Origin of the sequence: Aciditerrimonas ferrireducens (assembly GCF_023130475.1) — a bacterium.
Lineage (GTDB): Bacteria > Actinomycetota > Acidimicrobiia > Acidimicrobiales > UBA8190 > Aciditerrimonas > Aciditerrimonas ferrireducens.
This window is the reverse complement of sequence record NZ_JAKHEX010000004.1, coordinates 87,903-106,412: the sequence shown is the minus strand read 5'-3', so window position 1 is coordinate 106,412 and position 18,510 is coordinate 87,903. Positions and strand designations below refer to the sequence as shown.

The 18,510-nt window shown below is 74.2% G+C and carries 19 protein-coding genes and 1 pseudogene; 12 read left to right on the top strand and 8 right to left on the bottom strand.

Annotated elements, in window-relative coordinates; all coding sequences use genetic code 11:
- Positions 1–45: 45 nt before the first annotated feature.
- Complete coding sequence (locus Acit_RS04385) at positions 46–1,251, bottom strand: universal stress protein (protein WP_248106118.1); 1,206 nt, start codon at positions 1,249–1,251, stop codon at positions 46–48.
- Between the two features lie 23 nt (positions 1,252–1,274).
- Between Acit_RS04385 and Acit_RS04380 the strand changes: the two genes are divergently transcribed.
- Positions 1,275–2,852 carry an ATP-binding protein gene (locus Acit_RS04380; RefSeq protein ID WP_248106117.1) on the top strand — a complete coding sequence of 526 codons (1,578 nt, stop codon included), beginning with the start codon at positions 1,275–1,277 and terminating at the stop codon, positions 2,850–2,852.
- Entirely contained in the window at positions 2,853–3,572 is a 720-nt protein-coding gene (locus Acit_RS04375) for a response regulator transcription factor (RefSeq protein ID WP_248106116.1), read from the top strand. It begins immediately after the preceding gene.
- Here Acit_RS04375 and Acit_RS04370 read toward each other — a convergent pair.
- From Acit_RS04370 to Acit_RS04350, 5 genes are read right to left on the bottom strand one after another with little or no spacing between them, the layout of a single operon-like run.
- Positions 3,532–3,852, bottom strand: coding sequence for a hypothetical protein (locus tag Acit_RS04370; RefSeq protein WP_248106115.1), 321 nt, complete (start codon positions 3,850–3,852; stop codon positions 3,532–3,534). The genes Acit_RS04375 and Acit_RS04370 overlap by 41 nt on opposite strands.
- The gene (locus tag Acit_RS04365) at positions 3,849–4,478 is read right to left on the bottom strand and encodes a potassium-transporting ATPase subunit C (protein WP_312709548.1); all 630 of its coding nucleotides are present in this window, start codon (positions 4,476–4,478) and stop codon (positions 3,849–3,851) included. The genes Acit_RS04370 and Acit_RS04365 overlap by 4 nt, the downstream gene beginning before the upstream one ends.
- 48 nt (positions 4,479–4,526) lie before the next feature.
- On the bottom strand, positions 4,527–6,608 hold the full coding sequence (gene kdpB, locus Acit_RS04360) for a potassium-transporting ATPase subunit KdpB (RefSeq protein WP_376746005.1): 2,082 nt from the start codon (positions 6,606–6,608) through the stop codon (positions 4,527–4,529).
- 5 nt (positions 6,609–6,613) lie between these two features.
- Positions 6,614–8,305, bottom strand: coding sequence for a potassium-transporting ATPase subunit KdpA (gene kdpA, locus Acit_RS04355; protein ID WP_248106113.1), 1,692 nt, complete (start codon positions 8,303–8,305; stop codon positions 6,614–6,616).
- On the bottom strand, positions 8,305–8,394 hold the full coding sequence (locus Acit_RS04350) for a potassium-transporting ATPase subunit F (protein WP_248106112.1): 90 nt from the start codon (positions 8,392–8,394) through the stop codon (positions 8,305–8,307). The genes kdpA and Acit_RS04350 overlap by 1 nt, the downstream gene beginning before the upstream one ends.
- 236 nt (positions 8,395–8,630) lie before the next feature.
- On the opposite strand from Acit_RS04350, the gene Acit_RS04345 reads away from it, so the two are divergent.
- Both Acit_RS04345 and Acit_RS04340 read left to right on the top strand, forming a co-directional pair.
- A complete protein-coding gene (locus tag Acit_RS04345) occupies positions 8,631–9,332 on the top strand; it encodes a nitroreductase family protein (RefSeq protein ID WP_248106110.1) in 702 nt (233 codons plus the stop codon).
- 9 nt (positions 9,333–9,341) lie between these two features.
- Entirely contained in the window at positions 9,342–9,860 is a 519-nt protein-coding gene (locus Acit_RS04340) for a hypothetical protein (RefSeq protein ID WP_248106108.1), read from the top strand.
- On the opposite strand, the gene Acit_RS04335 is transcribed toward Acit_RS04340, so the two are convergent.
- Together Acit_RS04335 and Acit_RS04330 are read right to left on the bottom strand one after the other, a co-directional pair.
- Positions 9,861–10,331, bottom strand: a complete 471-nt coding sequence (locus tag Acit_RS04335) for a flavodoxin family protein (RefSeq protein WP_248106106.1) — start codon at positions 10,329–10,331, stop codon at positions 9,861–9,863.
- An 81-nt stretch (positions 10,332–10,412) separates the two neighbouring features.
- Complete coding sequence (locus Acit_RS04330) at positions 10,413–10,622, bottom strand: hypothetical protein (protein ID WP_248106104.1); 210 nt, start codon at positions 10,620–10,622, stop codon at positions 10,413–10,415.
- A gap of 151 nt (positions 10,623–10,773) precedes the next feature.
- Between Acit_RS04330 and Acit_RS04325 the strand changes: the two genes are divergently transcribed.
- The 8 genes and pseudogenes from Acit_RS04325 to Acit_RS04290 all read left to right on the top strand — a co-directional run bounded on the left by Acit_RS04325 (position 10,774) and on the right by Acit_RS04290 (position 18,507).
- Positions 10,774–11,607: an HAD-IIA family hydrolase gene (locus Acit_RS04325; RefSeq protein WP_248106102.1), complete on the top strand. Its 834-nt coding sequence runs from the start codon at positions 10,774–10,776 to the stop codon at positions 11,605–11,607.
- 26 nt (positions 11,608–11,633) lie between these two features.
- Positions 11,634–11,798: a hypothetical protein gene (locus Acit_RS04320; RefSeq protein WP_248106099.1), complete on the top strand. Its 165-nt coding sequence runs from the start codon at positions 11,634–11,636 to the stop codon at positions 11,796–11,798.
- Between the two features lies 1 nt (position 11,799).
- Positions 11,800–12,624 carry a TlyA family RNA methyltransferase gene (locus Acit_RS04315; protein ID WP_248106097.1) on the top strand — a complete coding sequence of 275 codons (825 nt, stop codon included), beginning with the start codon at positions 11,800–11,802 and terminating at the stop codon, positions 12,622–12,624.
- 2 nt (positions 12,625–12,626) lie between these two features.
- On the top strand, positions 12,627–13,529 hold the full coding sequence (locus Acit_RS04310) for an NAD(+)/NADH kinase (RefSeq protein ID WP_248106095.1): 903 nt from the start codon (positions 12,627–12,629) through the stop codon (positions 13,527–13,529).
- A gap of 3 nt (positions 13,530–13,532) precedes the next feature.
- Positions 13,533–15,152 carry a DNA repair protein RecN gene (gene recN / locus Acit_RS04305; RefSeq protein ID WP_248106093.1) on the top strand — a complete coding sequence of 540 codons (1,620 nt, stop codon included), beginning with the start codon at positions 13,533–13,535 and terminating at the stop codon, positions 15,150–15,152.
- Positions 15,153–15,180: 28 nt separating this feature from the next.
- The gene (gene pyrG, locus Acit_RS04300) at positions 15,181–16,893 is read left to right on the top strand and encodes a CTP synthase (RefSeq protein WP_248106091.1); all 1,713 of its coding nucleotides are present in this window, start codon (positions 15,181–15,183) and stop codon (positions 16,891–16,893) included.
- Positions 16,890–17,507 (top strand): NUDIX domain-containing protein, encoded by a 618-nt coding sequence (locus tag Acit_RS04295; RefSeq protein WP_248106081.1) that lies wholly within the window; start codon positions 16,890–16,892, stop codon positions 17,505–17,507. Before pyrG ends, Acit_RS04295 begins: the two co-directional genes overlap by 4 nt.
- A gap of 71 nt (positions 17,508–17,578) precedes the next feature.
- Positions 17,579–18,507 (top strand): annotated as a pseudogene (locus tag Acit_RS04290) (tyrosine-type recombinase/integrase).
- Positions 18,508–18,510 lie beyond the last annotated feature (3 nt).

Here is an 18,510-nt window from a genome sequence, read left to right as displayed (position 1 = left end):
GACGAGGGTTGTCGACCGGGCCGCGACGCTCGGCCGCTCGGCTGCTCAAGCTCGGTGCGGTGCCGACGGGCTCGCCTCGGGACCCCCGAGGCCCGGCTGGGGCGGGAGGCGGTCCCGGCGGCCGATGACGTGGACGTCGACCCCGGCGGCCGCCGCGTAGCGCAGGACCCGCTGGACGACCGAGCCTCGGGTCAGCTCCTGCCAGCGGCTCCGGCCCGAGGACCCGAGGACGATCTGGGTGATCTCGTGTGCTCGGGCGTACTCGACAAGCGCGGCCGCGGGGTCGTCGGCTTCCAGGGTCACGACCCGGCCGCCGAGGTCCTCGGCCAGGCGGGTCAGGTCGCCCAGGTCGCCGCCCCCGGGGTGCAGGTCGGCGTCCCGCTGGCGGACGTGGACGACGTGGAGCTCGGCCTTGGCCCGGTGGGCCAGCCGGGCGGCCCGGCGCAGCACCATGTCGGTCCCCGGGGCGCCGGTGACGGCCACCAGGATCCGCTCGGCGGTGTCGAGGGGCGCGCCGTGGGGGGGAGCCTCGGCCAGGAGGCGCTGGTCGGTCTCGTCGGCCACGAACCGCAGGGCCATCTCGCGCAGCGCCACCAGGTTCTCGGTCCGGAAGAAGCCGGCGAGGGCGTCGGGCACCCGCTCGAGGGGGTAGACGTTGCCGTGGAGCATCCGGCGGCGCAGCTGCTCGGGGGAGGAGTCCACCAGCTCCACCTGGTCGGCCCGCCGCACAACCCAGTCGGGCACCCGCTCCCGCACCGCCACCCCCGTGATCCGCTCCACTTCGTCCGCCAGGGACTCGATGTGCTGGACGTTCAGGGTGGTCACCACCGAGATGCCGGCGTCCAGCAGGGTGAGGACGTCCTCGTAGCGCTTCTCGTGGGGGCCGGCTCCGGGCACGTTCGTGTGGGCCAGCTCGTCGACCAGGGCGACCTTCGGGGCCCGGGCGAGGACGGCCTCGAGGTCCATCTCCTCGAAGGTGGCGCCCCGGTAGGCGACCCGCTTCGGGGGCACGACCTCCAGGCCCGCCAGGCGCTCGGCGGTGTGGGGCCGGCCGTGGGTGTGGACGATCCCCACCACGACGTCCGTGCCCCGCTGCCGTCGCCGTTGACCCTCGTCGAGCATGGCGCAGGTCTTGCCGACCCCGGCCGCGACCCCCAGGTAGATCCGGAACCGACCGGCGGGGGCCACCGCCTCGGCGACCTGGGCAAGCTCGGCTGGCGTGGCGGTGGGGGGGACAGGGGGACTGGTCATGGGGCCTCGCTACCATCGTTCCGGTGGGCACCCTGGGGCCTCGAGGGCAGCGCCGGCGACCCGGTCGGCCGGTGTGGGCGACTTTCGCTGTCCTGGGGGCTGTGGGCGGCTTGAGCGCTCTGCTGTTGCCGTTCCGGACCCACCTGAGTGTGGCCACCGCTGGCTTGGTGCTCGTGGTCCCCGTGGTCCTCGGGGTGGTCCTCGGTGGGCTCGGGGTCGGGGTGCTGGCCGTGGCCGCCGGCTTCATCGCCTACGACGTGCTCTTCATCCCGCCCTACGGCACCCTGGCGGTCGGGGCGGCCCAGAACTGGGCGGCCCTCGGGGTCTACGTGGCCGTCCTCGTCCCCGTGGCAGGGGTGGTCTCGGCCCAGCGTCGGGCAAGCGAGCTCGCCGACCAGCGGGAGCAGGACACCCGGCGGCTCTACGAGCTCAGCCAGGCGTTGGCGGTCGACGCGCCGGGCCTCGTGGACAGAGCCGTGGCCCTCCTGGCGCAGGCGTTCGGGCCGGTGTGGGTGGCCCTCTTGGTGCCAGGGGATCGCGACGTCCTCGCCGTCGCCGAACCGCCGGCGCCCGAGTCGGGGCGATTTCGGCCCTTGGTCGTGGCCGCCACCGCCGGTGAGGCCCCGCCGGACGACGTGATCCTCGAGCTGGCCCGCGCCGTGCCGCTCGGGCTGGCCCACGGGAGCGGTCCCGGCCCGTCGGCGTTGCCGCTCACGGGATCCAATGGTGCCCTCGGTCTGCTGCTCGTCGAGCCGCCACCCGCTGACCCCCATACGAGGCGCCTGCTCCAGGCTTTTGGCGCGCAGGTGGCCGCGGCACTCGAGCGGGCGGCGCTCCGCCAGCAGGCGGTCAGGGCCGAGGCCCTGGCCGCGGCCGAGGAAGCCAAGCGGGTCCTGCTCCGGACCGTCTCCCACGACCTCAGGACCCCCTTGGCCACGGTGAAGGCAGCCCTCTCGGAGCTGACCGAGCACGCCGGCCAGCTGCCGAGCGACACGCAGGCCGAGCTGCTCGGCCTGGCAGAGGGGCAGGCCGATCGGCTCGAACGGATGGTGGCTGACCTCTTGGACCTGAGCCGCCTTGAGGCGGGGAGCCTGGCGGTGCACACCGAGGCGGTCCCCGTCGAGACCCTGTTGGACGAGGCACTGGCCGACCTGACCAACGAGCACCGACCGGGCGGTCCCCCGCAGGCGGTGGTGCGGCGGCTGGTGGCACCAGGCCTGCCCCCGGTCGTGGTCGACCGGGCACTGGTCGGTCACGCCCTGGCCAACCTCGTGGAGAACGCCGCTCGGCTCTGCCCGCAACAGGTGACCGTCGGGGCGGTCCGCCGGGGACGGGACGTGGAACTCTCCGTCCACGACCGGGGACCGGGTGTCCCCCGGGCCCTCCGGGAGGCCCTGCTGCGGCTCGGCACCGTCCCCCCGGGTACGGGGACTGGCGGCAGCGGCGCGGGGCGGGGTGGCCTCGGGCTGGCCATCGCCAGTGCCTTCGTGGCTGCCCACGGTCGGCGCCTGCACGTCGACGACAACCCCGGGGGCGGGGCCCGCTTCTGGTTCACCGTCCCGACCGCCCCGGTCGAGGACGTGGCGGCGGAGGTCGGCTAGGTGGCCCGGGTGCTGGTGGTCGACGACGACCGTGCCCTGGTGCGGACCCTGGCCATCGCCCTCGGGGCCCGGGGTTTCGACGTCGTCACCGCCCACAGCGGGCGCGACGGCATCGCCCAGGTGGCCCTGACCCAGCCCGACGTTGTGGTCCTGGACCTCGGCCTGCCGGACCTCGACGGGGTCCAGGTCTGCCGGGAGGTCCGCCAGTGGTCGGCGGTGCCCATCGTGGTGCTCTCGGCCGCCGACGACGAGCAGCGCAAGGTGGCGGCCTTGGACCTCGGGGCCGACGACTACGTGACGAAGCCCTTCGGCATGGCCGAGCTCCAGGCCCGCCTGCGGGTTGCGCTCCGCCACGGGACCCGCCAGGGTGAGGGCGAGGCCCGGGTGACCCTGGGGCGGCTGGTGGTCGACCAGGCGAGCCGCTGCGCCTGGGTGGACGGCGAGCTGTTGGACCTGACCGCCAAGGAGCTCGACCTGCTCGCCTACCTGGCGCGCCACGCCGGGAAGCTCTGCCCCCACCACCTGGTCCTCCAGGCGGTCTGGGGTCCGGGTTACGGCACCGAGACCCACTACCTGCGAACCTACGCCCATCGGCTCCGCCGCAAGCTCGACGGCTCGGGGGTGGTGCTCCGGACCCATCCCGGCCTCGGCTACGAGCTGCGCCTGGCGGGGGAGCCGGTCACCGAGCCGGCCCCAGGACGACCTCGAAGCGGGGATTGAGCAGGCCCAGGCGGCCGTGGAGGTCCACGAGGGTCCCTTCGACCTCGAGCATGACCCCGGGCAGGACCCCCTCGACCTGCTGCCGCCCGAGGAACCGCAAGAGGACCTGGCCGGTGCCGTCGTCCAGGGTGGCCTCGAGGGCCCAGCCCCCGCCGAGGGGCAGGACCCGGCAGTCGAGCACCCGGCCGGTGAGCCGGGCGCGGTGCCGGGCCCGGGCCTCGCGGCAGGCCCGGACCACCGGCCGCCCGCCCCAGGTCTCCTGCTCCCCCAGGGCGGTCACCGGGACTTCCCGGGATGGAGGCCCAGGCGGGCCTCGAGGTGGGCCAGGGCCTCGTTCAGCTGGAGGACGTCGACCGTCGGGCTCCCGAGGAAGCCCCATTCGGCGGGGTGGACCTCCCGCTCGACCAGGGCCCGCAGGTCCGCGGGGGGCACCCCGGTGGCCTTCGCCACCATGGGGATCTGGACGAGGGCCGAGCGGGGGCTGATGTCGGGGTCCAGACCGCTGCCCGAGGTGGTCACCAGGTCGCTGGTCGGCTGGACTCCGTGCTCGTGCCACCAGCGGATGAGAGCTCGGGTGTCCTCGAGGAGGACCTTGGAGCGGGGCCCGAGGTTCGTCGGCCCCGAGGAGCCCTGGAGGCCGTCGGCCTCCAGGGGGTTGTCGCCGCCGCTCACCCCTTTGGCCGGGTCGGCGGCGTAGGGCCCGAAGTCGTCGGGCCGGCCGTGGAACCAGCGGGTGGCGTCGAAGGGTTGTCCGATGAGCGTGGAGCCGTTCGGGCCGAGGGAACCGTTCGCCTGGTGGGGGAACAGGGCCTGGGAGAGCCCCGTGGCGGCGTAGGCGTAGGCCAGGCCGAGCACGGCGAAGGAACAGAGCAGCAACACCAGGGAGCGACGCAGGTGGACGTACACGGTCAGGACCTCCCGGAGCGCCGGCCGGTGGGCCGACCAGTGGGCCGATCAGTAGGCATGGAGGGCCACCAGGATCAGGTCGATGAGCTTGATGAACACGAACGGGGTGATGATCCCGCCGACGGCGTAGATGAAGACGTTGCGTCGCAGGATCGCCTGGGCCGAGGAGGGCCGGAACCGCACCCCGCGGAGGGCCAGGGGGATGAGGGCCACGATGACCAGGGCGTTGAAGATGACCGCGGCGAGCACGGCGTCCTTGGGGCCGTGCAGGCGCATGATGTTCAGCGCGTGGAGCTGCGGGTAGGTGGCGACGAAGAGGGCGGGGATGATGGCGAAGTACTTCGCCACGTCGTTCGCGATCGAGAAGGTCGTGAGGGCGCCTCGGGTGATGAGGAGCTGCTTGCCGATCTCCACGATGTCGATGAGCTTGGTCGGGTTGGAGTCCAGGTCGACCATGTTCCCGGCTTCCTTCGCTGCGGTCGTGCCGGTGTTCATGGCCACCCCCACGTCCGCCTGGGCCAGTGCCGGGGCGTCGTTCGTGCCGTCCCCGGTCATGGCCACGAGCTTCCCGCCGGCCTGCTCGGCCCGGATGAGCTCGAGCTTGCGCTCGGGGGTCGCCTCGGCGAGGAAGTCGTCCACCCCGGCCTCCTCGGCGATGGCCGCGGCGGTCAAGGGGTTGTCGCCGGTGATCATGACGGTCCGGATCCCCATCCGTCGGAGGTCCTCGAAGCGTTCCCGGATGCCCCGCTTCACGACGTCTTTGAGCTCGATGACCCCGAGCACCTCGGGGCCGACGGCCACGACCAGCGGCGTCGAGCCGGCCCGGGCCACCTCCTCGACCACCTGGTCCAGCTCCGGTGGGGGGGTGCCGTCCTGCTCGGTCACCCAGCGCTTGACGGCCTCGGCGGCCCCCTTGCGGACCTGGCGGTCGGCCAGGTCGACCCCCGACATGCGGGTCGAGGCGGAGAAGGGCACGAAGGCGTGCTCGCCCAGGTCCCGCTCCCGCAGGTCGAAGCGCTCCTTCGCCAGCACCACGATGGAGCGGCCCTCGGGGGTCTCGTCGGCCAGGGAGGCCAGCTGGGCCGCGTCGGCCAGCTCCGCCTCGTCGTGCCCGCCGACCGGGATGAACCGGGAGGCCATGCGGTTCCCGATGGTGATGGTGCCGGTCTTGTCCAGCAGCAGGGTCTGGACGTCCCCCGCGGCCTCCACCGCTCGGCCGCTCATGGCCAGCACGTTGCGCTGGACGAGGCGGTCCATGCCGGCGATGCCGATGGCCGAGAGCAGCGCGCCGATGGTGGTGGGGATCAGGCAGACCAGGAGGGCCACGAGCACCACGACCGACACCGAGGCCCCGGCGAAGATCCCGTAGGGGTCCAAGGTGACCACCACGGGCAGGAACACGATGGTGAGGACGGCCAGGAGGATGGTGAGGGCGATCTCGTTCGGCGTCTTCTGGCGTTCGGCCCCCTCGACGAGGGCGATCATGCGGTCCATGAAGGTCTGACCGGGCTCGGCGGTGATCCGGACCACGATCCGGTCCGAGAGGACCCGGGTGCCCCCGGTCACCGCCGAGCGGTCCCCGCCGGACTCCCGGATGACCGGCGCGGACTCTCCGGTGATGGCCGACTCGTCGACCGAGGCGACCCCTTCGACGATCTCGCCGTCCGAGGGGATGGTGTCGCCGGCCTCGCAGACCACCAGGTCGCCCTTCGCCACCGCCGAGGCCGGTACCCGCTCCTCGGTGCCGTCCTCCCGCAGGCGACGGGCCTCGGTGGTGGTGCGCATCTTGCGCAGCGTGTCCGCCTGGGCCTTGCCCCGGCCCTCGGCCACCGCCTCGGCGAAGTTCGCGAACCAGACGGTGAGGGCCAGCCAGATCGTGATCGACCAGGTGAAGACCCCCGGATGGAGCGCCGCCTCCACCAGGACCACGACGGTGCCGATGAGCACCACGAACATCACCGGGTTCTTCGCCTGGGCCCGGAGGTCCACGAACTTGCGCAGGGCGTCGAGGGCCGCCTGCTTGAGGATCTCCCGATCGAACAGGCCCCGGGCCTGGGCCACCCCCCGGGGCCGCGACCCACCGCTGTCGGCAGCACTCGACTCGGCGGGCTCGGGCGCGGCGGCCGGCATGGTGGTCATCCGAAGAACCTCCCGTGGCTCAGCTGCTCGACGATGGGCCCGAGGGAGACCGCCGGGAAGAACGTGAGGGCCCCGATCAGGAGGATGGAGCCGATGACCAGCCCGACGAAGAGGGGCGTGTCGGTCCGGAACGTCCCTGGCCCCGCGGGGACCGTGGCCTTCTCGGCGAGGACACCGCCGAGGGCCAGGACCGGCACCATGATGGCGAAGCGACCCAGGAGCATGGCCACGCCGCCGAGCACGTTGTAGAAGGCGGTGTTCGACGAGATCCCACCGAAGGCCGAGCCGTTGTTGTTGGCCTGCGAGGTGAAGGCGTAGAGGATCTCGCTGAACCCGTGGGGTCCCCCGTTCAACGGGGCGACCCGTCCGGCGTGGACCGAGACGGCGATGGCGGTCAGCACCAGGACCACGATGGGCATGACGAGGATCCCGATGCCCGCGAGCTGGATCTCTCTCGCCTGGATCTTCTTGCCGAGGTACTCCGGTGTTCGGCCCACCATGAGGCCGGCGATGAAGACCGCCAGGATGGCGAAGAGCAAGATGGTGTAGAGGCCGCTGCCGACCCCGCCGGGGCTCACCTCCCCGAGCATCATGCCGCTCAGCAGCCCGAAGCCCCCGATCGGGTTGAACGAGTCGTAGGCGGCGTCGGCCGAGCCGGTCGAGGTCTGGGTGGAGGCCACCCCGTAGAGCGCGCTCTGGGTGTCCCCGAAGCGGGCTTCCTTGCCCTCCATGTTCCCGGTCGGCTGGTGGGGAAGCCCGGCGGCCGCCACGGCCGGGTTCGGCTGGTGCTCGGCCCAGGTGGTGAAGCCGGTCCAGGCCCCGAAGAGCACGGCCATGGCGGCCAGGAGAGCCAGGCCCTGGCGGCGGGAGCCCACCATGTCCCCGAAGGTCGCCGTCAGGGCCACCGGGATGGCCAGCAACAGCACGATGGAGAGCAGGTTCGTGAGGCCCGTCGGGTTCTCGTAGGGCATGGCCCCGTTCGCTGCGTAGAAGCCCCCCCCGTTCGTGCCGAGCTGCTTGATGGCCTCCATGAAGGCCACCGGTCCCCGGGGGATGACCTGGGTGAAGCCCGTCAGGCTGTCCCGGACGTGCGCCGGCCCGGCCAGGGTCTGGACCGCCCCCTGGGCGACGAAGACGATGCCGGCCAGGAAGGCGATGGGGAGCAGGACGTAGAGCACTGCCCGGGTCACATCGACCCAGAAGTTCCCCACGGTCTTCGACTCCCGCCGTGCCAGGCCCCGCACCAGGGCCAGGGCGACGGCGATGCCGACCGCCGGGCTCAGGAACTGCTGGACCACGAGGGTCATCTGGGAGAGGTACGAGAGGGTCCGCTCGCCGGCGTAGTTCTGCCAGTTCGTGTTCGTCACGAAGGACACGGCGGTGTTCCAGGCGAGGGCCGGGGACACCGCCCCGAGGTGCTCGGGGTTCAAGGGCAACGAGCCCTGGATGCGCAGCACCAGGTAGGTGAAGAGGATGGAGAGGCCGGAGAACACGACGAGCGCCCCGGCGTAGCGCTGCCAGGTCTGCTCCTGCTCGGGGGAGGTCCGAAGGAGGCGGTAGACGGGGCGCTCCGCCCAGGCCAGGAAGGTGATGCGCCCCTCGAAGACCCCGGCCATGTACGTCCCGAGGAACCGCCAGCACACCGCCAGGGCGGCGACCAGCACGACGATGGTGAGGAACAGGTCCATCAGAACCGCTCCGGCTTCACCAGGGCGAACCCGAGGTAGACGAGGACGGCGAAGGAGAGGACCAGGAGGACGACGTCGGCGGCGCTCACAGCCTCTCCAAGGCCTTCACCAGGGCCAGAAAGGCGGCGGTCGCCCCGAGGGTCCCGAGCACGGCGAGGAAGTCGGCCACGGGCCCATCCTGGGCCCGGCCTCGTGAACGTGGTGTCGAACGGACCCCGGCACGCGTCAACGATTCGTGAACGGGCGCCCGCTGGCGGCGCACCCTCGACCCGAGCCCTGGGCTCCCGGCGGGGGTTCGACCCACCCAGCCGGTAGCCTGCCGGGGGTGGAGTTGCTCGAGGGGCTCAGGACGACCGGGGCGGTCCGGGCGTTCACCGACCAGCCGGTGCCCGACGACGTGGTCTACCGGGTGCTCGACACGGCCCGCTTCGCCCCGAGCGGCGGCAACCGGCAGGCCTGGCGGGTGGTGGCGGTGAAGGACCCGACGCTGCGGGTCCAGCTGCGGGACCTGTACTTGACCGGCTGGTACGAGTACCTGGCCATGGTCGAGGCCGGCCTGACCCCGTGGGCGCCCATCACCGATCGGGCCCTGGAGCGGGCCGCCCTGGCGAAGGTGCCGGCGGTGGCCGAGCGGGCGCGGGCCGCCCCGGGCTTCGCCGAGCAGCTCGACCGGGTGCCGGTCCTCCTGGTCGTCTTGGCGGACCTGCGTCGCTTGGCGGCGGTGGACCGGGACGCCCCGGGTTACCAGATGATCGGGGGCGCTTCGATCTACCCGTTCGTGTGGAACCTGCTCCTGGCGGCCAGGGCCGAGGGCCTCGGGGGAGTCATGACCACCATGGCCGTGCGCCGCAAGGAGGAGGTGCGGGCGCTGCTCCACTGTCCCCCCGAGCTCGACGTGGCGGCCGTGGTCGCTCTCGGGTGGCCTCTCCGACAGCCCACTCGGCTCCGGCGCCAGCCCGTGGAGGCCTTCGCCACCGTCGACCGCTGCGACGGGCCGGCCCTCGAGCCACCGTCGTTGCCGGCCTGATCACGCGGGGTGGTCCGGGCTCGCGCCGCCCAGCTGACCGAGGAGCTGGAGGTCCACCCTGAGGACCTCGGGCCGCTCGTCGCGGCGGCCCATTCGTTGCGTCGGCGGCCCGGCGGGTGGCTCCACCTGCAGCCGGGGGTCCCCGAGGAAGCGGTGCCCCCACCTCCCCGGGGCCTGGCTCTGCTTCTCGCCGGTTCGGCCCCTGGCCCGGCCCCGGTGGCCACGTGGGTGCCCGGTGCGGCGCGCCGTCGGATCCCCGGGTCGGGCCGGCAGGCGGTGGACCAGCTGGGCATCCAGCACGGGTTGGCGGTGCGGGCCCGGCCCCGGCTCGCCGAAGCCGGGCTGTGGCCCCCGCCGGCGGGGTGGCTGCTTCGTCAGGACGAACCCCGGCGAGGCCTGGTGCTGGAGGTCCGCCCGGAGGTCGAGCTCGAGCAGCTCCTCCGCTGGCTTCTCCGGGCCACCGAGGCTCTGAGCGGCGTGCCGGTGAGCGGGCGTTGGCGGGCCCTCGTGTTCCGTCGAGCGGACTAGCTAGAAGGCGCCCATCTCGACACCGGCGGCCAGGGACCCGCCGAGCTCGAAGGCCGCCTGGCGGACCTCGTCGGTCAGGGGCCCCACGACCCGCAGCGGGGGCAGGACCAGGCGCCAGCGCAGACCGGTCAGGATCCGCTCGACGTCGCGGACCGCCCCGTCGACGTCGGTGTCGCCCTTCACGACCAGGGCGGTGGGGAGCCCCGGGGTCCGTTCCAGGCAGGGGTAGTAGATGCGCTCGAGGAAGTCCTTCATGAGCCCGGCGATCCCCCCGAAGCGGGCCGGCGCGGCGAGGAGGATCGCGGCGGCCCGCAGGACGTCGTCGGGGCCGGCCTCCTCGGCCGCCAGGTGACGGACCAGGAGGGTCGACGCCTGGCGGGCCCCGTCCTCGGCCGCCCCGGCCAGCTCGGCGGTGCTGCCCGTGCGCGAGTGGCTGACCAGCAGGAACCAGCGCTCCGACGACCCGGTCACGGACCCAGCTTGCCCCCGACGCTTGCCCCCGGCGGGACCGGGGGCGCCCCCGGGCCGACCCCGGGCTGGTCGACGGCCGTCCTAGGACGCCTTGGGCAGCGACCGGCGGCGCCCGCTGTCGACCACGACCAGCTCGTGGGCGGCGCAGCGGTCCTGGGGGTTGTAGATCGACAGCACCGTTTGGCAGCCCGGCTCGGCGCAGACCCGGCCCTTGCGGTAGGTCCGGGCGGCCCGCTGATGACTGGTGAGCACCTCGGCGCCGATGGCCTCGTCGTCGTCGCTCATTCCCATGGCCCACCCCTTCCGTCGGCGGCGTCGGGGCCCGAGGGCCGCCTCCGTGGTGGTCCGCCCCACCCCGGCGCCGGGCTGCTCTCTCCGCAGTCCTCGGCCCGGCGACCCCCGGGCTTGAGCCGGCAGGGGGCGGCCCTGCCAAGATGGCGTGATGGCCGAAGCGCCGGCAGGGACCTGGGTGGTGGACCTCGACGGGGTGGTGTGGCTCACGGGGACGCCCCTGCCCGGCGTGGGGGAGGCGGTGAGCGAGCTCCGCCGAGCCGGTTTCGGGGTCCTGTTCGTGACGAACAACGCCGAGCCGACCAAGGCCGAGCTCCAGGCCCGTCTCGAGCGGGCGGGCATCCCGGCGGCGCCCGAGGAGATCCTCTCCTCGGCGGACGCCACAGCCGGCCTGGTGCGCAGCGGCGACCGCGTCCTCGCGGTCGGCGGGGCGGGCCTGGCCGAGGCCCTGCTCGCCCGGGGGGTCGAGCGCCTCGACCCCCCCCGGACCGAGGAGGGACGGGAGCTGGCCGCGGTGCCCGAGGTGGCGGCGGTGGCCGTCGGCCTCACCCGGGCCTTCGACTTCCCCGTCCTGGCCGTCGCCGCGGCCGCCGCCCGCCGATGCGGGAGGCTGATCGGGACCAACGAGGACCCGACCCACCCGAGCCCCGAGGGGCTCCTGCCCGGGTCCGGCGCGCTCGTGGCAGCGGTCGCGGTCGCGGCCGAGCTGACCCCGGTGTACGCCGGCAAGCCCCACGCCGCCATGGTCGACCTGGTCCGGCAGCGGGCCAGCCGGATCGTGGCGGTGGTCGGGGACCGGCCCGCCACCGACGGCCGCTTCGCCGAGCACCTCGGGGTGCCCTTCTGCCACGTCCGCAGTGGCGTGCTCGCACCGGGCGAGGCCGTGGACCCCCCACCCCGGTTCGCCGGCGACAGCCTCCTGGCGGTGGTCCAGGCCGCGCTGGCCGATCCCGGGACCCTCGACGCCCCGATCCCAGCCGGCTGAGGCGGTCCGCCGGTTACGGTGGGCTCGTGGCCGAGGTGGACCCCTGCAGCACCCTCCGTCGCCTCGTCGGGGAGGTCTGGCAGCTCCTCGTCGCCCGCCTGGCCGAGGTCTGCCGCGAGCTCCGGGGCGACGGCGAGCTCGAGGACGGCCCGGTCGGCGATCGGGGACGCCCCGGGTCCACGGGGGTTTGAGGTGAGCCGAACCCGCCTGGACCTCGAGCTGGTCCGCCGGGGCCTGGCCCGCTCCCGGGCCGAGGCGGCCAGCCTCGTCGCCGAGGGACGGGTCCGGGTCGGGGGAGCGCCCGCCAGCAAGCCCGCCCGTCTCGTCCACCCAGCCGAGCCGCTGCTCGTCGTGCCCGGCTCCTCACCGTTCGTGTCCCGAGGGGGCCAGAAGCTGTGGCATGCCCTCGACACCTTCGGGCTCCAGGTCGCCGGGGTCGACGCTCTCGACGTCGGGGCCTCGACCGGGGGGTTCACCGACTGCCTGCTCCAGCGCGGCGCGAAGCGGGTGGTGGCCGTGGACAGCGGCCACGGCCAGCTCCATCCGACCCTCCGAGCCGATCCCCGGGTCCGGCTGCTCGAGCGGACCAACGCCCGCCGGCTCCTCGACGAGCACCCCGAGCTTCAGGGCGCGGCCGACCTCGTGGTGGCCGACGTGTCGTTCATCTCCTTGACCGTCCTCGTGCCCGTCCTCGCCGCCGCGGTCCGAGGCCCCGCCGGCCAGCTGGTCCTGCTGGTCAAGCCCCAGTTCGAGGTCGGCCGGGCCGAGGCCAGCCGCGGTCGAGGCGTCATCCGGGATCGCGCCGCGCGGATCGGGGCCGTCCAGCGGGTCGCCGACGCCCTCGCCGCAGTCGGCGCCCCGGTCGTGGCCGCCACCCCCTCGCCGCTGCTCGGTCCGGCGGGCAACGCCGAGATCTTCGTCCAGGCCACCCTCGGGGCTGAACGGTCCCCGCAAGAATCGGCCTTCTTGGCGACGGCCGTGGCCAGCGCGCCGGACCGGGGACCCGGGGAGGACTGAGCGTGGCCCGAGTGGTCTTCGTCTGCCACTCCCACCGCCCCGAGGCCCTGGCCCTCGCTGCCCGGGGCAGGGCCCACCTAGCGGCCCGAGGCCACCAGGCGGCCGTCCTTCTCGCCGTCGACGGCTCCTTGACCCCCCGTGCCGAGGGGACCCTCGAGAGCGGCGACCACCCGACGCCCGGGGTCGACGAGCCCCCGACGGACCTGGCGGTCAGCTTGGGGGGCGACGGCACCATGCTCCGGACCGTCGCCTGGGCGGCCCCCCGCGGCGTGCCGGTGCTCGGGGTCAACCTCGGCCACCTGGGTTACCTCACCGAGGTCGAGCCCCCAGCCCTCGAGGCAGCCCTCGATCGGGTCCTCGCCGGGGACCACGAGGAGGAACGCCGCATGATGCTGGCCGTCCGAGTCGACCGGCGGGAACCCTCGGCGCCAGACGGGCCGACCACGGGCCCCGAGGAGCCGGTGCTCGCCTTGAACGAAGCGGTGGTCGAGAAGACCGTGCCCGGCCACACCGTCCGCTTGGCGGCCGCCATCGGCGGCGCCCCCTTCGTGACCTACGCCGCCGACGGCCTGCTCGTGGCCACCCCGACCGGCTCCACCGCCTACAACCTCTCGGCCCGGGGCCCCCTCCTCAGCCCCCGCCTGCGGGCCATGGTGGCCACGCCCCTCTCGCCCCACATGCTCTTCGACCGGCCCCTGGTCCTCGAGCCCGACGAGGAGCTCCGGCTCGCCGTGGCCGGGCCGCGGCCGGCGGTGCTGGTGGTCGACGGGGTGACGCTCGGCACCTTGGCCCCCGGGGACGCCGTCGAGCTCCGCGGCGCACCGGTCGACGCGAAGCTCGTCGGCTTCGGCGGCCGTCGCTTCCACGCCATCGTCCGATCCCGTTTCGGCCTGACCGATCGGTGAGCCGTGCTGCTGGAGCTCTCAGTCCGCAACCTCGGGGTGGTCGAAGCCGTGGACCTCGTCCTGCCCGACGGGCTCATCGCCCTGACCGGGGAGACCGGGGCGGGCAAGACCCTCGTGGTCGAAGCCCTGGGTCTTCTCCTCGGGGGCCGAGCCGATCCGCAGCTGGTTCGCCCGGGGGCCGACGAAGCCCTCGTGGAAGGTCGTTTCGTGAGCCCCGACGGCCAGGAACGCACCCTCGCCCGGGCGGTCCCCGCCGAGGGTCGGTCCCGGGCCTGGCTGGACGGCCGCATGGCTCCGGTCGCAGCCCTCGCGGAGGCCGGCGCTGAGCTGGTCGAGATCCACGGCCAGCACGGCGCCTTGGCCCTCACCGCCGGGGCCGTCCAACGGGCCGCCCTGGACCGCTTCGCCGCCATCGACGACCGGCCCCTCCGGGCGGCTCGACAGGCCCTCCGGGACCTCGAGGCCCGCCTGGCGGCGGCCGGCGGGGACCCCGAGGACCGGGCCCGCCGGCGGGAACGCCTGCAGGCCACCGTCGCCGAGGTCGAGGAGGCCCAGGTCCAAGGGCCCGAGGAGGAGGCCGCCCTGGCCGAGGAGGAAGCCGCCCTGGCCGACGTCGCCGCCCACCGGGAGGCGGCCCTGGCGGCCGCCTCGGCCCTCGTCGGGGAGCCCGGCGGCGAGGTGCCCGGCGCCCTCGACGCCCTCGGGGCGGCCGCCTCGGCCCTCGCCGACCTCCCGGTCTTCGCCGAGCTGCGCTCCCGGCTCAAGGCTCTGGCCGGGGAGGTCGACGACCTGGCCCTCGAGCTCCGCCGCCGAGCCGAGGGGTTCGAGGAGGACCCCCTCCGGCTGGCCGAGGTCCGCGCTCGGCGCCACCTGCTCCGCCGCTTGGCCCGCCGCTACGGCGGCCAACTGGCCGACGCCCTGGCGGCCGCGGAGGAAGCCAGGGCAGCCCTCTGGGCCCTTGCGGCCGAGGAGGAAGAACTGGCCCAGCTCGCCGGGCAGCGAACCGGTCTCCTCGCCGAGCTGGCCGACCTCACCGCGCAGGTGGCCGAGGCGAGGCGGGCCGCCGCTCCCCGCTTGGCCCAGGCGGTGGCCGACCGGCTCGCCAGCTTGGGCATGGAGGCGGCTCGCTTCGAGGTCGCCGTGACCGGGGAGGCGGGGGAGGACGTCAGCTTCCTGCTCGGGCCCAATCCCGGGGAACCCCCCCAGCCCCTCGCCAAGGCCGCCTCGGGCGGCGAACTGGCCCGGGCCATGCTGGCGCTTCGCCTCGTCCTCTCCGAGTCCCCCCCGACCATGGTCTTCGACGAGGTCGACGCGGGCATCGGCGGCACCGCAGCCCTGGCCGTCGGCCGGGCCCTGGCCGAGCTGGCCCAGGAACGGCAGGTCCTCGTGGTCACCCACCTGCCCCAGGTGGCCGCCGCCGCCAGTGCCCACCTGGTCGTCCGCAAGGAGCAAGGGGGTGGCCGCACCCGGTCCCTCGTCCAACCGGTGAGCGGCGAGGCCCGGCTGACCGAGCTGGCCCGCATGCTCTCCGGCCAGCCCGACTCTCCCGTGGCCCGCCGCCACGCAGCCGAGCTCCTCGCCGCCCAGCAGGACCCGTCGTCCCCCTCCGGGGTCCGCCGGTAGCCTGCCCCTCGTGGTCTACGGTGGGCCGATGCAGCGGGGTGCGAGCGAGGGCGGCGACGAGCCAGGGCCGCGGCCCCGCCGCCTGGCCGACACGAAGTACGTCTTCTTCACCGGCGGCGTCTCCTCCTCCCTCGGCAAGGGCCTGACCGCCTCGTCCCTCGGCCGGCTGCTCAAGAGCCGGGGCCTGCGGGTCACCATGATCAAGCTCGACCCCTACATCAACGTCGACCCCGGCACCATGAACCCCTACGAGCACGGCGAGGTCTTCGTCACCGAGGACGGGGGGGAGACCGACCTCGACCTCGGCCACTACGAGCGCTTCATCGACGAGAACCTCCGCCGGGACTCCAACGCCACCACCGGCAAGATCTACCAGCAGGTCATCGCCAAGGAGCGCCGCGGGGACTACCTCGGCAAGACGGTCCAGGTCATCCCCCACGTGACCGACGAGATCAAGGAACGGATCCGGCGGGTGGCCACCGAGGACATCGACGTGGTCCTGGTCGAGGTGGGCGGGACCGTCGGGGACATCGAGATCGTGCCGTTCCTCGAGGCCCTCCGGCAGTTCCGCCACGACGTCGGCCGCACGAACGTCTGCTACGTCCACCTCACCCTCGTGCCCTACCTCACGCCCTCGGGCGAGCAGAAGACCAAGCCGACCCAGCACTCGGTCACCGAGCTGCGCAGCCGGGGCATCCAGCCCGACGTCATCGTCTGCCGGTCCGACCGCGACATCTCGGCCGACCTCAAGCGCAAGATCTCCCTGCTCTGCGACGTGCCCGTCGAAGGGGTGGTCTCGGCGGTCGACGCGCCCAGCATCTACGACATCCCCTCGGTCCTCCACCACGAGGGCCTCGACGCCGTGGTGCTCTCCACGCTGGCCCTCGACCCCGGGGAGTTCCCCATCGACCTCTCCCGCTGGGAGCAGACCGTGGCCCAGGCCCACGCGGCCGAGCGTCACGTCCGAGTCGGTCTGGTCGGCAAGTACGTCAACCTGCCCGACGCCTACCTCTCGGTGGTCGAGGCCCTCCGCCACGCCGGCTTCGCCCTCGGGGCCCGGGTGGACGTGGTCTGGGTGGCGGCCGAGGAGGTCCCCGCGCTCCTGGCCCACGACGAGCTGGCCTCCCTCGACGGCATCGTCATCCCCGGGGGGTTCGGCGAGCGGGGCGTCGAGGGCAAGATCGCCGCCGCCGGCTGGGCCCGGACCCACCAGGTCCCCTGCCTGGGTCTGTGCCTGGGCCTCCAAGCCATGGTCATCGACGTGGCCCGCAACCTCGCCGGCCTCCACGGCGCGAACTCCTCCGAGATCGACGTCACCACCCCCTACCCGGTCATCGACCTCATGGACGACCAGCACGAGGTGGTCAACCTCGGGGGCACCATGCGCCTCGGGGCCTACCTCGCCCGGCTTCGCCCCGGCTCCCTCGTCGCCGCGATCTACGGCCAAGAGGTGGTCTCCGAACGCCACCGGCACCGCTACGAGGTCAACCCCCGGTTCCGGCCGGTCCTCGAGCGGGCCGGCCTGCTCTGCTCGGGGACCTCGCCGGACGACCGGCTCGTGGAGTTCGTCGAGCTGCCCGGCCACCCCTTCTGGGTCGGGACCCAGGCCCACCCTGAGTTCAAGAGCCGGCCGGACCGCCCCCACCCCCTCTTCCAGGCCCTCCTGGCCGCCGCCCTGGCCCGCGCCGAGGGCCGCCTGCCCCGCATCCCCTTCGAGAGCGACCTCGGGAGCGGCCGGTGAGCGGGGCCGGGCCGGCACCCCAAGGGTTCTCGGTCCTCGACGAGGTGGCCGTGGCGGTCGGCAGCCGGGTGGCGTTCCACCGCCTCACCGTGGCCGGTCCCGGCGGTGAGCGCCTCGAGCGGGACGTCGTCCGGCACCCAGGAGCGGTGGCCATCGTGCCGGTCACCGAGGACGGTCAGGTGGTCCTCGTCCGCCAGTACCGAGCGCCCGTCGACCGGGAGCTCCTGGAGATCCCGGCCGGCACCCTCGACGTGCCCGGCGAGAGCCCTGAGGCGGCCGCCGCCCGAGAACTCGAGGAAGAGGTCGGGCTCCGGCCGGGCCACCTCGAGGAGCTCTGTGCCTTCTACAACAGCCCGGGGTTCTGCGACGAGCGGACCCTCCTCTTCCTCGCCCAGGACCTCGTGCCCGTGCCCGACCGGCGGGCGGGGGCTGAGGAGCGGGCCATGACGGTCCAGCGTCTCCCCCTGGTCGACGCCCTGGCCGTCCTCGGCCAGGAGGGGGTCGTCGACGGGCAGACCCTCCTCGGCATCCTCCTCGCCAGAGCCCGCCTCGCCGACCGCCCCGCGCCGGGGGGCGCGCCGGCCAGGTCACCCAGCGGGCCGCCACGCGCCTAGGACGCCAGGGACGCCCCGGGGGGACGAGCAGACGAGGCACGAGGGGAGGGGACGTGGGTCGGCCGGGGCGCCTGCGGGCGCCGGGGGAGGGGCCGGAGCCGCTCGAGGCGCTGGCCGAGGAGTACTTGACCTGGCTCGCCGTGGATCGCGGCCGGGCCCGCTCCACCCTCGAGGCCTACCGCCGGGACCTCCTCGCGTACCAACGCTTCGTCCGCCGCACCGGCCGGTCCCTCGGGGAAGCCGATCCCGCCCTCATCGACGCCTACCTGAGCAACCGTCGGGCCGAGGGGGCCAGCCCAGCCTCCCTGGCCCGGGCGGTTGCCGCCATCCGCGGCCTCCACCGCTTCGCCGCCGACGAGCGCGGGGAGGCCGACCCCGCCGCGGACCTCCGGGCGCCCCGCCTCCCGCCCCGCCTGCCCCGGGCGCTGCCTGAGGCCGTCGTGGCCCGGCTGCTCGACAGCGTCCAGGGGGAGGAGCCGGCCGACCTCCGGGACCGGGCCATGCTCGAGGTCCTCTACGGGACCGGCATGCGGGTCGGGGAGCTGGTCGCCTTGGACCTCGACGACCTCGCCCCCGACCTCGGGCTGGCCCTCGTCCGAGGCAAGGGCCAGCGGGAGCGCCTCGTGCCCCTGGCCGGGGCGGCTCGGGCCGCCCTGGTCCGCTGGCTCAGCCCCGGCGGCCGCGGCCTCGTCGCCGCCCGGCGACGTCGGACCCGGGCCAGCGACGTCCCGGCGGTCTTCCTCAACCTCCGGGGCGGCCGGCTCACCCGCCAAGGGGTCTGGACCGTCCTCAGCCAGCGGGCGGCGGCTGCCGGGATCACCAGTGGCGTCCACCCCCACGTCCTTCGCCACTCCTGCGCCACCCACATGCTGGCCCGCGGGGCCGACATCCGGGTCGTCCAGGAGCTCCTCTCTACACGAAGGTGACCGTCGAGCACCTCCGCCGTGTCTACGACGCCGCCCACCCGAGGAGTCAGCTCCATCGTCAGCAGCTAGGCTGAAGA